This window comes from Allobosea sp. 47.2.35 (assembly GCF_024655635.1).
Lineage (GTDB): Bacteria > Pseudomonadota > Alphaproteobacteria > Rhizobiales > Beijerinckiaceae > Allobosea.
In genome coordinates this window covers 353,802-367,683 of record NZ_JANLGI010000003.1, presented here as the reverse complement: position 1 = coordinate 367,683, position 13,882 = coordinate 353,802, and the positions used below count along the sequence as shown (strand labels likewise).

At 67.7% G+C, this 13,882-nt stretch carries 14 protein-coding genes; 8 read left to right on the top strand and 6 right to left on the bottom strand.

Annotated elements, in window-relative coordinates; translation table 11 throughout:
• Window positions 1-6: 6 nt before the first annotated feature.
• Window positions 7-750 (bottom strand): SDR family oxidoreductase, encoded by a 744-nt coding sequence (locus tag NUV79_RS06920; RefSeq protein WP_257732323.1) that lies wholly within the window; start codon window positions 748-750, stop codon window positions 7-9.
• 102 nt (window positions 751-852) lie between these two features.
• Here NUV79_RS06920 and NUV79_RS06915 point away from each other — a divergent pair, with 102 nt between their 5' ends.
• Window positions 853-1,758 carry an AraC family transcriptional regulator gene (locus tag NUV79_RS06915; protein WP_257732322.1) on the top strand — a complete coding sequence of 302 codons (906 nt, stop codon included), beginning with the start codon at window positions 853-855 and terminating at the stop codon, window positions 1,756-1,758.
• Window positions 1,759-1,819: 61 nt separating this feature from the next.
• Window positions 1,820-2,434 carry an HAD-IA family hydrolase gene (locus NUV79_RS06910; RefSeq protein ID WP_257732321.1) on the top strand — a complete coding sequence of 205 codons (615 nt, stop codon included), beginning with the start codon at window positions 1,820-1,822 and terminating at the stop codon, window positions 2,432-2,434.
• Here the strand turns inward: NUV79_RS06910 and NUV79_RS06905 are convergent.
• From NUV79_RS06905 to NUV79_RS06895, 3 genes are all read right to left on the bottom strand, one after another.
• Complete coding sequence (locus tag NUV79_RS06905; RefSeq protein ID WP_257732320.1) at window positions 2,412-3,032, bottom strand: helix-turn-helix domain-containing protein; 621 nt, start codon at window positions 3,030-3,032, stop codon at window positions 2,412-2,414. The genes NUV79_RS06910 and NUV79_RS06905 overlap by 23 nt on opposite strands.
• A gap of 99 nt (window positions 3,033-3,131) precedes the next feature.
• A complete protein-coding gene (locus tag NUV79_RS06900; RefSeq protein ID WP_257732319.1) occupies window positions 3,132-4,055 on the bottom strand; it encodes a DMT family transporter in 924 nt (307 codons plus the stop codon).
• A gap of 121 nt (window positions 4,056-4,176) precedes the next feature.
• Window positions 4,177-4,956, bottom strand: a complete 780-nt coding sequence (locus NUV79_RS06895; protein WP_257732318.1) for an SDR family oxidoreductase — start codon at window positions 4,954-4,956, stop codon at window positions 4,177-4,179.
• Between the two features lie 129 nt (window positions 4,957-5,085).
• On the opposite strand from NUV79_RS06895, the gene NUV79_RS06890 reads away from it, so the two are divergent.
• A complete protein-coding gene (locus NUV79_RS06890; RefSeq protein WP_257732317.1) occupies window positions 5,086-5,916 on the top strand; it encodes a UDP-2,3-diacylglucosamine diphosphatase in 831 nt (276 codons plus the stop codon).
• Entirely contained in the window at window positions 5,916-7,028 is a 1,113-nt protein-coding gene (locus NUV79_RS06885; protein WP_308218168.1) for a glycosyltransferase family 4 protein, read from the top strand. Before NUV79_RS06890 ends, NUV79_RS06885 begins: the two co-directional genes overlap by 1 nt.
• Here the strand turns inward: NUV79_RS06885 and NUV79_RS06880 are convergent.
• The gene (locus NUV79_RS06880) at window positions 6,964-8,757 is read right to left on the bottom strand and encodes a cation:proton antiporter domain-containing protein (RefSeq protein ID WP_257732315.1); all 1,794 of its coding nucleotides are present in this window, start codon (window positions 8,755-8,757) and stop codon (window positions 6,964-6,966) included. The two genes, NUV79_RS06885 and NUV79_RS06880, sit on opposite strands and share 65 nt — an antisense overlap.
• Window positions 8,758-8,975: 218 nt before the next feature.
• Here NUV79_RS06880 and NUV79_RS06875 point away from each other — a divergent pair, with 218 nt between their 5' ends.
• Window positions 8,976-9,821, top strand: a complete 846-nt coding sequence (locus NUV79_RS06875) for an AAA family ATPase (RefSeq protein ID WP_257732314.1) — start codon at window positions 8,976-8,978, stop codon at window positions 9,819-9,821.
• A gap of 4 nt (window positions 9,822-9,825) precedes the next feature.
• Here the strand turns inward: NUV79_RS06875 and NUV79_RS06870 are convergent, their stop codons facing one another.
• Window positions 9,826-11,079, bottom strand: coding sequence for an ABA4-like family protein (locus tag NUV79_RS06870; protein ID WP_257732313.1), 1,254 nt, complete (start codon window positions 11,077-11,079; stop codon window positions 9,826-9,828).
• A gap of 103 nt (window positions 11,080-11,182) precedes the next feature.
• Between NUV79_RS06870 and NUV79_RS06865 the strand changes: the two genes are divergently transcribed.
• Genes NUV79_RS06865 through NUV79_RS06855 form a run of 3 tightly spaced genes read left to right on the top strand, consistent with a single transcriptional unit; the run spans window position 11,183 to window position 13,877 of the window.
• Window positions 11,183-11,881: a TetR/AcrR family transcriptional regulator gene (locus tag NUV79_RS06865; RefSeq protein ID WP_257732312.1), complete on the top strand. Its 699-nt coding sequence runs from the start codon at window positions 11,183-11,185 to the stop codon at window positions 11,879-11,881.
• Window positions 11,882-11,890: 9 nt separating this feature from the next.
• Entirely contained in the window at window positions 11,891-12,418 is a 528-nt protein-coding gene (locus tag NUV79_RS06860; protein WP_257732311.1) for a SixA phosphatase family protein, read from the top strand.
• Window positions 12,419-12,431: 13 nt separating this feature from the next.
• Window positions 12,432-13,877 carry a YcjX family GTP-binding protein gene (locus tag NUV79_RS06855; RefSeq protein WP_374678925.1) on the top strand — a complete coding sequence of 482 codons (1,446 nt, stop codon included), beginning with the start codon at window positions 12,432-12,434 and terminating at the stop codon, window positions 13,875-13,877.
• The last annotated feature ends 5 nt before the right edge of the window (window positions 13,878-13,882 follow it).

The window sequence follows — 13,882 nt, the reverse complement described above, 5'->3', positions numbered from 1 at the left end:
CGAGCGTCAGCTCGCCTTCGCCAGCGCGACGGCATCCGCTCCGGCCGGAAAACGGAGCTGGCCGGAGGTATCGTTCACGGCCTGCCAGACCGTCTCCGCGACATCGCTCTCGCGGGTGACGAGAGGCGGGTTGGCGAAGCCGGCGAAGATCGGCTCGGCGAAACCCGCATAGGCCGGCGGGATCAGGTCCTGGACGCGGACCTCGGTGTTGTGGGCGAAGCGCGTCGTCGGGGCATAGCCGGGCTCGACCAGCTTCACATGCACGCCGAAGGCGCCGAGTTCATGAGCGAGCGAGCCGGTGAAGCCGGTGATCGCGGTCTTGCTGGCGGTATAGGCCGCGGCCAGCGGCATGGCGGCGAGCGTCACGCTGGAGGTCACGTTGACGATGACGCCGGCCCGGCGCTCGCGGAACTGCGGGATCACCGCCTGGGTCATCGCCATCACGCCGAAGGTGTTGGTCTCGAAGACCTTGCGGATATGCGCCATGGACGTCGCCTCGAAGGCGCCGACGACACCAACGCCGGCATTGTTGACGAGCGCGTCGATCGGGCCGCTTTCGGCAAGGGCAGCCGCGATACTGTCGGGATCGGTGACGTCGAGCGCAAGGATGCGCATCCGCTCGGATACCGGCAGGAGATCGGCGCGGGGCCTGCGCATCGTGGCGATGACGTTCCAGCCTTGGGCGTGGAAGTGGCGGGCGGTCTCCAGGCCATAGCCGGAGGAGCAGCCGGTGATCAGGACGGTCTTCATGGCGGGGGCTCTCTTGCGCTTGGGGTTGACGCCGGAGAGATAGCTGTGATCGACTGAACTATCAGCGATGATAAATCCAAATTTCATTTGTGAGAGTTCGGAGTGACCGACCCGCTGTCCCAGGTCATCGCCTTGCTGCGCCCGCAGGCCGTGTTCGCCAAGGGCATCAGCGGCGCTGGGCGCTGGGGCGTGCGCTATTCCGCCTTCGGACAGCCGAGCTTCTGCGTCGTGCTGGAAGGCAGCTGTCGGCTTGCTGTCGACGGCGAGGCGCCGGTGGCGCTGGAGGCCGGCGATTTCGTGCTGCTTCCGGCGACGCCGGCCTTCACGCTCTCGGGCTTCGAGCCGGTGACGCCCAGGGCGATCGATCCGCAGGTCGCGGCCACCCTGACCGAGGAGGTGCGCCATGGCACGCAGGACGGCCCCGCCGATGCCCGCCTGCTCGGCGGTTACTTCCTGTTCGACACGCCCGATGCCGCGCTGCTGCTCTCGCTGCTGCCGCGGATGATCCATATCCGCGGCGTGCCGCGCCTCACGACGCTGGTCCGGCTGGTGGCGGAGGAGGCGGGGGCGGACAGCGCCGGGCGCGATCTCGTGCTGGCCCGGCTCGTCGAGATCCTGCTGATCGAGGCCCTGCGGGCGGCACGCAGCCATGAAGCGCCGCCCGGCCTGCTGCTGGGACTCGCCGACCAGCGGGTGGCCGATGCGCTCAGGCTAATCCATGGCCGGCCGGACCGGCCCTGGACGGTGGTCGAGCTGGCGCGCTCCGCCGGCATGTCGCGCACGGCGTTCTTCGAGCGCTTCATGCGCAAGGTCGGCTTGCGACCGATGGAATATCTGCTGGCCTGGCGGATGGCGCTGGCAAAGACCTTGCTCGCCGGTGGGGACCTCGCGCTCGACGAGGTCGCGCGGCAGGTCGGCTACGGCTCGGCCAGCACCTTCAGCACGGCCTTCAGCCGCCATGTCGGGCAGCCGCCGCGACGCTATGCACGCGATGGCTCGCGGGCGTGACAAGCCGCTCGGCAAAGCCTTCAGGCGGCCCTATCCTCGTCACATGAGATTCAAAGCCCTGATGGTCGACGTCGATGGCGTCGTGATCGTGCATCCCGACCCGCAGGGCTGGGCTGCGCATCTTGAGCGCGATCTGGGTGTGTCGCCATCGCTCTTACAGTCGGCGTTCTTCGCGCCGCATTGGCCGGACATCATCCTGGGCCGCGCGAGCTTGCGGGAGCGTCTTGCGCCGGCGCTGGCCAAGATTGCGCCGGAACTCGATGCAGACAGGCTGATCCGATACTGGTTCGAGAATGATGCGCATCTCGACCACGGTCTGCTGGCTCAGCTTGAGCCGATCCGGGCCGGCGGCGTGAAGCTGTATCTCGCGACCGTGCAGGAGCACGAGCGAGCCCGCTACATCTGGGGTGAGCTTGCGCTGAAGCGGCATTTCGACGGCATGCACTATGCGGCGGAACTGGGCTTTGCGAAGCCGGAAGCGCGGTTCTTTCGTGCCGCTGCCGAACGGTCCGGCCTCTCGCCCGACGAGATTTTCTTCATCGACGACAAGCAGGCGAATGTGGAGGCGGCGCGCAGGGAAGGCTGGGGCGCGGCGCTCTGGGATGGCAGCCGGTCGCTGGCCGTCTTGATGGCCGAGCAGGCGGCGCTGCCGCCTATTCCATCACCGCGGCCTTGAGGATGCAGACCATCAGGGCGGTGCCGGGTTCGTTGCCGACGCAGCGGACGACGTGGCGGCGGTCGCAGCGATAGCGCAGGGTCTCGCCGGCCTTGGCGCGCTGGACGATGTCGCCGACCTCGACCTCGAATTCGCCTGAGGTCACCGAGAGTGATTCGATCGAGCCGCGCTGGTGACCTTCGGAATCGAGCTCGCCGCCGGGCTCGGCGCTGACCTCGTACCATTGCAGCCATTCGACCGTCTTGATCCAGCCGACGATGGCGAGGCGCAGCTTGCCGTCCTCGGAGACGAGGATCGGCGTGTCGGCGCGGCTGGTCTTCTCGATGAAGGGCTCTTCCTCGCCGCTGGAGAGCACGCGCTCGATCGAGATGTCGAGCGCCTGCGAGAGCCGCCAGATCGTCGCCAGCGTCGGGTTGGTCTCGTTGCGCTCGATCTGGCTGATGATCGACTTGGCGACGCCGGACTGCTCGGCGAGGTCGGAGAGCGAGAAATTATAGGCCTTGCGCAGGCGCTGGATGGTCTTGCCGAGCTGGCCGGAGATGACCTGAGCCCCGGATTCAAGCTCCCGCCCGCCGCGCTCCTTGGTCTCGATTCCCATCCGTCCAGCCCCTGTTCGCGTGTGACGTCGTTTGTAACGGCGGACGATCGTTTGAACAAGCGAACTGTGCCGGACGCAGGGCTTTCGGTTCTTCGGTCGTCAGGTCATGCGGCTGGAGCCGACCTCGCGCTGCTCGCGGCGGGCGAGGCCGAGCTGGCGCTCGCGCAGGATCACGTAGATGCCTGAGGCGATGACGATGATGCCGCCGATCACGATCGTCAGGGCTGGCCATTCGCCGAACCAGAACCAGCCGATCAACAGGGCCCAGAGCATGGTCGAATACTCGAAGGGCGCGATCAGCGAGGCGTCGCCATAGCGATAGGCCTGGACGAGCAGGATCTGGCCGAGCCCGCCGAGAATGCCGATCAGCACCATCAGTAGCGCATCCTGCCAGTTCGGCATGTTCCAACCCAGCAGGATGGTGGTCAGGCCCAGCAGGCTGGTGAGGAGCATGAAATAGAAGACGATCGCGCCCGTGCGCTCGGTCTGCGTCAGAAGCCGGACCTCCACGGATGCGAAGGCGGAACAGAAGGCGCCGGCGAGCCCAAGCATGGCCCCGAGCGCGGCGTTGCCGCCGACCGGATGGGTGCCGGCGCCGAGATGCGGCGAGAGCATGATGAGCACGCCGACGAAGCCGATGGTCACCGCGCTCCAGCGATAGATGCGGACGCGCTCCTTCAGGATCAGCGCGGCGAGCACCACGACGGCAAGCGGCGCGGCATAGCCGATGGCGACGGCCTCGGAGAGCGGCAGCATCTGGAGGGCCGCGAAGCCGCAGAACATGCCGGTGGAGCCCATGATGCCGCGCTTGAGATGGCCGCGCATGTTGCTGGTCTTCAGGGCATCGGGCAGCTCGGAGCGCCAGGCGAGCCAGATCAGCAGCGGAATCATCGCGAAGAAGGAGCGGACGAAGACGATCTCGCCCGTCGGATAGCGCGTCGAGATCGACTTGATCGCCGCCGACATCAGCGTGAAGGCCAGCGCCGAGACCAGCTTGAGGGTGATGCCGAGAAGAGGGGACAAAGCGCGCGGCCGAAACAGGGGGACGGTTTCGAACGAAACCGTCCCTGCTTAGACCATGTCCAGGCCGGGAAGCGAAGCGTGAACTCTGCAACCCGGCTAGGTCATTGGTGTGGGGCCGGCGTCAGAACGTGCCGCGGAAGGCGCCGCCGTCAATCAGGAAGTTCTGGCCGGTGATGTAGCCGGCATGGGCGCTGGCGATGAAGCCACAGAGCTTGCCGAACTCGTCGGGCGTGCCGAGGCGGCCGGCGGGCACCGCCGCTAGCCGGTTCTTCGTGGCCTGCTCGATGCTGATGCCCTGCATCTCGGCGACCTTGTTGGTGGCGGTCTTGATCCGGTCGGTGTCGAAGACGCCGGGCAGGATGTTGTTGATGGTGACGTTGGCATGGGCGACCTCGCGGGCGACGCCCGAGAGGAAGGCGGTGAGGCCCGCGCGCGCAGCCGAGGAGACGTCGAGCCCGGTCAATGGGGTCACGACGCTCGCCGAGGTGATGTTGATGATGCGGCCGAACCTGCGCTCGATCATGCCGTCGATGACGCGCTGCACCAGTTCCAGCGGGGTCGCCATGTTCTGGACCACGCCTTCGAGCAAGCCGTCACGCGTCACCTGCCGGAAGGGCTTGGGCGGCGGGCCGCCATTGTTGTTGACGAGGATATCGGGATTCGGCGCCGCCGCGAGCAGGGCATCCTGGCCGGCCTTGGTCGAGACGTCGGCGACGACGGCGACGACGGTCGCGCCGGTCGAGGCGCGGATCGCGGCCGCGGTCGCTTCCAGCGTGGTGGCGTCGCGGCCGTTGATCACGACCGTGCAGCCGGCCTGCGCCAGCGCTTCGGCACAGCCGCGGCCCAGCCCCTTGCTGGAGGCGCAGACGATGGCCGTGCGGCCGGCAATTCCCAGATCCATGGTGTTCTCCGATCAGCAGGGAGGTATTTCGATGTCCATACCCTGAGCATGGATCGGCCGCGCCGTCATCAAAGCGCAACGCAAATCAGACACACGGCCCTCGCATCGCAGCAGCAGGGGCTGACCGGCATGAGCGACGAGGATAACAGCAAGCGGGTCCGCAGTATCTTCATCTCGGATCTGCATCTGGGCACCCGTGGGGCCCAGGCCGATCTCGTGCTGGAGTTCCTGCGCGCCTATGATGCGCCGCAGATCTATCTCGTCGGCGATATCATCGACGGTTGGCGCCTGAAGAGCGGCTGGTACTTCCCGCAGGCGCATAACGACGTGATCCAGAAGCTGCTGCGCAAGGTGCGCAAGGGCTCTAAGCTGATCTACGTCACCGGCAATCACGACGATTTCCTGCGCGACTTCACCGGCCTGCAGTTCGGCGGCATCACGCTGGTCGACGAGATCATCCATGAGACCGCCGACGGCAAGCGCATGCTCGTCATCCATGGCGACCTGTTCGACCTTGTCGTGCGCAACGCCAAATGGCTCGCGCTGCTCGGCGACTGGGCCTACACGGTCGCGCTGGCGCTCAACATGGCGATCAACCGGGTGCGCCGCGTGCTGCGTTTGCCGCACTGGTCGCTTTCGGCCTGGGCCAAGGCCAAGGTCAAGAATGCCGTGAATTATATCGGCGAGTTCGAGACCTGCCTTGCCGCCGAGGCGCGCCGCCACAAGGCCGACGGCGTGATCTGCGGCCATATCCACCATGCCGCCCATCGCGAGATCGAGGGGCTGACCTATATCAATACCGGCGACTGGGTCGAAAGCTGCACCGCCTTCGTCGAGCATGAGGATGGCCGCTTCGAACTGATCCGCTGGCCGCAGGGCCGGGTGAACAACGCGCCTGCAGCACCGGTCTCGATGCCGACGCGATCGGCTCCGGTCCGGGACCTGATCGAGGCCGCGTGATGCGCGTTCTGGTCGCGACCGATGCCTGGCGGCCCCAGGTCAACGGCGTGGTGCGCTCGCTGGAGCAGATGATCCAGGCGGCTCCGGTGCTGGGCATCACCGCGCAGGCGCTGACCCCGGAAGGCTTTCATCAGGTCGGCCTGCCGAGCTATCCGGATATCCGCCTGGCGCTCGCGACGCGGCGGATGCTCGCGGCGCGCATCTCCGATTTCGCGCCCGACCATATCCATATCGCGACCGAAGGGCCGATCGGCTGGCTGACACGGGCGGTCTGCCTCGCCCAGAAGCGGCCGTTCACGACGAGCTATCACACCCGCTTCCCGCAATATATCGCGGCACGCTGGCCGATCCCCGAGAGCTGGAGCTACCGGCTGCTGCGCCGCTTCCACGGCCCTGCCGCCGCCGTGATGGTCTCGACGGCGACGGTCGAGGAGGAGTTGCGCCAGCACGGCTTCGAGAAGCTGGTGCGCTGGGGGCGCGGCGTCGATCTCTCGCTGTTCCACCCGCGCCCGCAGAGCCTGCTCGACCTGCCGCGGCCGATCTTCCTCTATGTCGGCCGCGTCGCGGTCGAGAAGAATGTCGAGGCCTTCCTGTCACTCAAGCTGCCGGGCAGCAAGGTCGTGGTTGGAGACGGGCCGGCGCGCGCCGATCTCGAACGCGCCTTTCCCGAGGCCCGCTTCCTCGGCCTGAAGGAAGGCGAGGAACTGGCGGGGATCTATGCCTCCTCGGATGTCTTCGTCTTTCCGAGCCTGACCGACACCTTCGGCATCGTCCTGCTGGAAGCGGCGGCGAGCGGCTTGCCCGTCGCGGCCTTCCCGGTGCAGGGGCCGCGCGACGTCTTTGCCGGCAGCGCGGCCGCCGTGCTGGACGAGGACCTGCGTAGCGCCGCGATGCAGGCGCTCAGGGTGCCGCGCGAAGCCTGCCTGGAGCTGGCGGCGCGCCATAGCTGGGCGGCAAGCGCCGCGCAGTTCTACGGCCATATCCGGCGCGTGGCGCGCGAGGCCGGCTATTTTCCGCGCGAGCCGGAGCCTGCCACGACCACGACGCTCACAGCCTTCGCGAGCGGGCGTGGCGGGGAAGGGCGCGGGCTGCCGCAGCGCCTGCCGGCTTGAGCTGGGCGCGGAAGCCGTCGCGCCGTTCGTGGACCGAGGCGATGACGAGGCCCATCGGCACGCCGAGCCCGACCAGCGCGGCTTCCGACAATTGCAGGCTGGCCTCGATGGTTTCGGGCACCGCGTCGTTCACGCCGATCTCGTAGAGATGGCGGGCATGGGTCGCGTCGCGGGCGCGGGCGACGATAACGATGTCGGGCCTGAGCGAGCGGGCCGCGAGGACGATGGCATCGACGGCGCGAGGATTGTCGATCGTCACGATCAGCGCCGTCGCTTCCTCCAGGCCGCAGAGGCGCAGGAATTCCGGCTTGGTCGCGTCGCCGTAATAGGCCGGGCGGCCGGCGCGGCGCTGCGCAGTGATCAGCGAGGCATCCGCGTCGATGACGATATGGGACTTGCCGTGTTCGTCCAGCATCGAGCCGACGAGGCGGCCGACGCGCCCGCCGCCGACCACGATGGCGCGCGGCGTGTGGTCGTCCGGCGGCAAGATGGCGGCTTCGTCGGGCAATATGACGGGTGTCGCCAGCTTCTGCGCGAGGTTGCGGGCGATACGGGCCAGCAATGGCAGGGCAACCATGGTGAGCGAGACGGCGGCCAGCACGATGCTGGTGGCACCGGGATCGATCAGCTTGGCGCCGGTCGCGGCATTGAGCAGCACGAAGGCGAATTCGCCGCCCGGTGCGACCAGGATCGCGGTTTCGAGCGCCGTCGCGGTCGCGAGCCTGAAGCGGCGGGCGAGCACGAAGATGATGGCGCCCTTGACGAGCACGAGACCGATGGCGCCGCCGAGGATCGCGAAGGGGTGGGCCGCGATGTCGGCCGGGTTCACGCCCATGCCGACGGTGAGGAAGAAGACGCCGATCAGCAGCGACTTGAACGGGTCGATCGTGACCTCGATCGCGCGGCGGAACTCGGTCTCGGCGAGCAGGAGCCCGGCAATGAACGCTCCCAGCCCCATCGACAGGCCGGCCGCCGCCGCGATCAGGCCGGTGCCGAGAGCCGTCAGCAGCGTCGCGGCCATGAAGCTCTCGGTTGAATCGGTCGAGGCGACCAGCCGGAACAGCGGGCGCAGGGCCAGCCGGCCGATGACGACGATGATCGCGATGGCGACGAAGGCCTTGATGAAGGCCTCCGCCAGGCCGGCGAGCAGCGAGCCCGAGCCGTTCTGCGCGTCGAGCACGCTGATCAGGAACAGCAGCGGGATGACGGCAAGGTCCTGGCAGAGCAGGATCGCGAAACTGGAGCGGCCGGCGGAGGTGGTCATCCGCTTCTTCGCCGCCAGCAGTTCGACGACCATCGCGGTCGAGGACAGGGCGAGGCCGAAGCCGATGATGAGGGCCGCCGCCGCCGGCTGGCCGAGCGCATAGGCGAAAAGGCCGATCGCAGCGGCGCAGAGACCGACCTGGCCGAGGCCGAGGCCGAAGACGAGGCGCTTCATCGTCATCAGGCGCTCGAAGGAGAGTTCCAGCCCGATGACGAAGAGCAGGAAGGCGACGCCGAGCTCGGCAGGGCCGGCAAGCGCCTCCGCATTCGAGACGGTGATCGTGCTGAGCAGCGGAATCGTGGAAACCAGCCCGCCCAGGCCGAAGGGACCGAGCAGGGCGCCACAGCCGACGAAGGCGATGATCGAGTTGATCTTCAGGGTCTTGGCGATCGGCACGACGATGCCTGCCGTGGCGAGCACGACGACGACGTCTCGATAGGCGGAAGGGTCGACTGTACCGGCCAAAAGGCAGACCTTGCGATTCGCGTGTTGAAGGGATGGGCCTGCGAACTTTGCGGTTTGCGGCGGCGCAGCACAACCTTGGAATCGTCCTGGCGGGCAGAAATTCGCCTTGCCGCGCGAGCCTTTAGGCGCCGGCGCTCAGGTGCCTCGGGCGAAAAATCCGGTTTCCGCGTGCGATGCGAATAGGATAGCGTCCGGCCATCCGTTCAGAAGGACTGTCCATGCGCTTTGCCGGCACTGAAAACTATGTCGCGACCGAGGATCTTACCGTTGCCGTCAATGCCGCGATCCGGCTGGAGCGTCCGCTGCTGGTGAAGGGCGAGCCCGGCACGGGCAAGACGGTGCTGGCCGAGGAGATCGCGGCGGCGCTGGGTGCGCCTTTGATCACCTGGCACATCAAGTCGACGACCAAGGCGCAGCAGGGTCTTTACGAATACGATGCGGTGAGCCGCCTGCGCGACAGCCAGCTCGGCGATCCCCGCGTCTCCGAGATCGGCAACTACATCAAGCGCGGCAAGCTCTGGGAAGCCTTCGTCGCGCCGGTCCGCCCGGTGCTGCTGATCGACGAGATCGACAAGGCCGATATCGAGTTCCCCAACGACCTGCTGCTCGAACTCGACCGCATGGAATTCCATGTCTACGAGACCGGCGAGACGATCAAGGCGGCGCAGCGGCCGGTGATGATCATCACCTCCAACAACGAGAAAGAGCTGCCGGACGCCTTCCTGCGCCGCTGCTTCTTCCACTATATCCGCTTCCCCGACGCCGAGACGATGCAGGCGATCGTCGAGGTGCATTTCCCCGGTATCAAGAAGCGCCTGATGGAAGAGGCGCTGCGCCTGTTCTTCGAGGTACGCGAGGTGCCGGGCATCAAGAAGAAGCCCTCGACCTCGGAACTGCTCGACTGGCTGAAGCTCCTCGTCGCCGAGGATATCGGGCCGGAGGTGCTGCGCGAGCGCGACCCGCGCAAGCTGATCCCGCCGCTGCACGGGGCGCTGCTGAAGAACGAGCAGGATGTCTCGCTGTTCGAGAAGCTCGCCTTCATGGCCCGGCGCGAGAGCCGCTGAAGCTTCAGCCCATCCCAAGCAGCGGCCGGGCATTGAGCGCCGCGACCAGCGCCGTTGCGGTGATGCCGGCATAGGCCAGCGCGAAGGCATCGACCGCGCGCGGCGCCACTGCCTTTCCAAGGAACGAGGCGAGCAGCGCGAAGGCCGGAACGATATGCATCGCATGCAGCGCCAGGAAATGGGCGAGGCGCAGGTCGCCCGCGGTCAATGACCAGCCGAAGAAGGGGATGACCGCTGCGCCCGGCATCGGCGTGCCGACCGTGTGTCCGCTGGCGGAGCTGATGATGGCGCCGGAGAGGAGGCCGAGGCCGCAGGTCAAGGCGAGGCCGAGCACCAGCGAGCGGCGCAGCACCGGCGGCATCGGCACGGCGTCGCTGCGGGCGAGGCCATAGGCCAGGACACCGCTCGCGGCCGTAAAAAGCACGGCGGCCACGCCCATCACAGCATAGAGAAACGTCGCCGTCAGGCCGTCCTGGTTGTAGTGGGAGGCTTCGCCGCGCGAGGCGCGCCAGGCGATGTAGACGAGCTCGAAGAACAGCAGCCCAATCACCGGCCAGACCGTGAAGCGGCCGAGCCGAGAGCGCTGGAAGGTCTCGCTGGTCAACGGCAGCAGCACCGCGAAGGACAGGAGATAGACCGCGATCGAGATCTCGAATTTCAGCGGCTTGAGCCAGACATTGTCGCCGTTGAACAAGCGCGGATCGACGGCATGGGCGAGCAGCGTCGGAATGACGAGCAGCAATGTGGCGATTCCTGCTGCCGTCAGCCGCGGCTCCCATTCCAGCGCCCGGAACGGCGCCGGCAGCCGCGCCAGGAAGCGCGGGATACGGTCCTCCGACGCGATGGTGCGGCTGACGGCGATCAGGCGATAGAGCAGGTAGCCGGCCGGGCCGAACAGGAAAGTGAGGGCGAGAACCGGGATCATCGCCCAATGCGGCAGGCCGTCGCGCTGGGATTGGCCGAGCAGCCAGCCGCCGATCAGCAGGTCGAAGGCGAGGTAATGGATCCAGCCTGCCAGCAACAGCGGCCGTGACGCGAAAAGCGCCGCGACGGCGTCGAGCGAGGAGAAGCCGCCGCTCGCCCCATGCCAGAACGCCGCGATCAGGACGAAGTAGCCGAGCGAGAGGAGCGTTGGGATGGCGAGGCCGGCAACGGCCCTGCCGATGCGCCAATGCGGGGCACAGATCAGGAGGAGCCAGCCGCCGATCGCGATTTGTCCGGCAATCGAAAACGCAGCATCCCATGTCGAAGGCGGCATGATATCCTCCAATCTTGACAGTGTTCAGTTGCGGGTTGGTTCTGGCGCGTTATCTTGACGGCGTCAAGATAATTTTGACGCTGTTAAGATCGAGGAGGCCGCGATGGCCGAGGCTCCGGCGCCGGCCGTGCGCGGGCACTATCACCACGGCGCCTTGCGGGAGGCGATGATCGCCGCGGCCGAAGAGGTGCTGGCGGAACGTGGGCTCGGCGGCTTCACCTTGCGCGAATGTGCCCGGCGGGCGGGGGTCTCGCCAGCGGCGCCCGCTCATCACTTCGGCAACCTGACCGGGCTGCTCACGGCGATTGCGACACTCGGGTTCATCGATCTCGGGACAGCCATGGAAGCGGCCGTCGCTGCCGCGCAGGAGCAGGGGCGCAGCCGGCTCGCCGCCATCGCCCGCGCCTATGTCGAGACGGCGTTGGCCAATCCCGGCCGCTTCCGCGTGGTCTTCGGACAGCGCGGCATCGACCGGGAGGATGTCGGCTGTCAGATCGCCTCGGGCCGCGCCTTCGGCATCCTGCTGCGAGAGGTGCGATTGGCCTCCGGCAGGCCGTCTCTGCCTGCCTCGGGCCAGAAGCCGCCGGCGGATGTGCTCGATCCCGACCTGCCGGAGGTCTTGCTGGCCTGGGCGGCCGTTCACGGCTTCTCGACCCTGCTGATCGACGGGGCGCTGGATTTCCTGAACGACAAGGGCAGCCGCGAGGTCTTTGTCGACGAGTATGCGACCCGGTTGTTCGCTCTGCTGGCTTCGGCACTTGGCGCGACGCAGGGGCTCGCAAAAGCCGACGCCCGCGATTAGGTTCTGCTCATGCGACGCCTCATGCTACTGCGCCACGCCAAGTCCCACTGGCCCACGGGTGTGGCCGACCGCGACCGACCCCTCGCGGCACGCGGGCGCGAGGCCGCTCCCGTGATGGGGCGCTATCTCGCCGATGAATTGCTCCTGCCCGATCTTGTGCTGATCTCGCCGGCCAAGCGCACGGCCGAGACCTGGGAGATGGTCGCGCCGATGCTGCCCGAGAAGCCGGCGACGCTGTACGAGCCGCGCATCTACGAGGCCAAGGTCGAGCGCCTGCTCGATGTCGTGCAGGAGGTCGAGGGCGATGTCCGCACGCTGCTCCTGATCGGCCACAATCCTGGTTTCGAGGAATTGGCGCATCTGCTGACCGGGCATGGCGACCGCTACGCCTCGGCGCGGATGAGCCAGAAATACCCGACCTGCGGGCTCGCCGTGATCGATTTCGCCGTCGAGCACTGGTACGCGATCGCGGCGCGAGAAGGCCGGCTCGACCGCTTCGTGACGCCAGGGTCGCTCGGCGAAGGTCCGGACGAGTGAGCGCCGCGGCGCCGTGAGCGACACCTCATATCTCGACAGTGCCCGCAACGCGGCTCTCGCTTTCGGCGACAGCTTGCTGGGGCTTGCCCGTCCGCGCCTGCGGATCGGCGTCACCGGACTATCCCGCTCGGGCAAGACGGTCTTCACCACCGCCCTGATCCAGAACCTGATCGAAGGCGCGAAGCTGCCCGTGCTGAAGGCTTCGTCCGAGGGGCGGATCGCCCGCGTGCGACTGGTGCCGCAGCCCGATCCGGATGTGCCGCGCTTTCCCTATGAGGCGCATCGCGCCGCGATGAACGGCGAGGGGCGAAGCTGGCCAGAATCGACGCGGCGCATCTCCGAGCTCAGGATCGAGATCGATTACGAGCGCGCGGCTGGCTGGTTCAAGGGGCCGGCGACCCTGACGCTCGACATCGTCGATTATCCCGGCGAGTGGCTGCTCGACCTCGCGCTGATCGGACAGGACTACAAGGCCTGGTCGGCGCAGGCTGTGGCGGATGCGCGCAAGGCGCATCGGCGCGAGGCCGCCGCGCAATGGCTGGCCGACCTGCCGGGGCGCGACCCGGACGGGGCGCCGGACGAGCTCGCGGCGGAAGCGGCGAGCGACCTGTTCAAGGGCTATCTCGCGCGCTTGCGGGCCGATCCCGAGGCGGTCGCGGTGACGCCGCCGGGGCGTTTCCTGATGCCGGGCGATCTCGAAGGCTCGCCGGCACTGACCTTCGCGCCGCTCGATCTCGGCCATGACCGGGACGTGCGGCCGGGCACGCTTGCGGCGCTGATGGCGGAGCGTTTCGAGGCCTATAAGCGCGTCGTGGTAACGCCGTTCTTTCGCGACCACTTCGCCAGGCTCGACCGGCAGATCGTGCTGGTCGATGTGCTGGCGGCGCTCGATGCCGGGGCGCCGGCTTTGGCCGATCTCGAAACCGCCTTGGGGCAGGCGCTCGCGGCCTTCTCGGTCGGACGCAATTCCTGGCTGACGAGCTTGTTCGCGCCGCGGATCGAGCGCGTGCTCTTCGCCGCGACCAAGGCCGACCATATCCACCATTCGAGCCATGACCGGCTGGCGGCGGTGATGTCGCATCTGGTCGGGCGGGCGCTGTCGCGGGCGCATGGGGCGGGCGCGACGGTCGAGGCGATGGCGCTGGCCGCCGTCAGGGCGACGCATGAGGTCCGGATCAAGGAAGGCCGCGAGGAACTGCCGGCCATCGCCGGCGTACCGGAGGCGGGCGAGACGATCGACGGGCAGGTCTTCGACGGCATCGCGGAAGCCGCCATCTTCCCCGGCGAGTTGCCTGAGCGGCCCGAGGCGATCTTCGACCCGAGGGCGCATTGGCAGGTCAGGGCGCCGCGCTTCCGGCCGCCGCTGGTCGGGCCGGACGCGGGCGGGCGCCTGAAGCCGCCGCCGCAGATCCGCCTCGACCGTGCGCTGGAATTCCTGATCGGCGACAAGCTGGCATGAACGGG

What these genes read in the sequence shown, in the direction of transcription:
- NUV79_RS06920 (WP_257732323.1), bottom strand. Translation starts at nt 750, where the DNA reads ATGAAGACCGTCCTGATCACCGGCTGCTCCTCCGGCTATGGCCTGGAG.
- NUV79_RS06910 (WP_257732321.1), top strand. Translation starts at nt 1,820, where the DNA reads ATGGTCGACGTCGATGGCGTCGTGATCGTGCATCCCGACCCGCAGGGC.
- NUV79_RS06905 (WP_257732320.1), bottom strand. Translation starts at nt 3,032, where the DNA reads ATGGGAATCGAGACCAAGGAGCGCGGCGGGCGGGAGCTTGAATCCGGG.
- NUV79_RS06895 (WP_257732318.1), bottom strand. Translation starts at nt 4,956, where the DNA reads ATGGATCTGGGAATTGCCGGCCGCACGGCCATCGTCTGCGCCTCCAGC.
- NUV79_RS06890 (WP_257732317.1), top strand. Translation starts at nt 5,086, where the DNA reads ATGAGCGACGAGGATAACAGCAAGCGGGTCCGCAGTATCTTCATCTCG.
- NUV79_RS06885 (WP_308218168.1), top strand. Translation starts at nt 5,916, where the DNA reads ATGCGCGTTCTGGTCGCGACCGATGCCTGGCGGCCCCAGGTCAACGGC.
- NUV79_RS06875 (WP_257732314.1), top strand. Translation starts at nt 8,976, where the DNA reads ATGCGCTTTGCCGGCACTGAAAACTATGTCGCGACCGAGGATCTTACC.
- NUV79_RS06870 (WP_257732313.1), bottom strand. Translation starts at nt 11,079, where the DNA reads ATGCCGCCTTCGACATGGGATGCTGCGTTTTCGATTGCCGGACAAATC.
- NUV79_RS06865 (WP_257732312.1), top strand. Translation starts at nt 11,183, where the DNA reads ATGGCCGAGGCTCCGGCGCCGGCCGTGCGCGGGCACTATCACCACGGC.
- NUV79_RS06860 (WP_257732311.1), top strand. Translation starts at nt 11,891, where the DNA reads ATGCGACGCCTCATGCTACTGCGCCACGCCAAGTCCCACTGGCCCACG.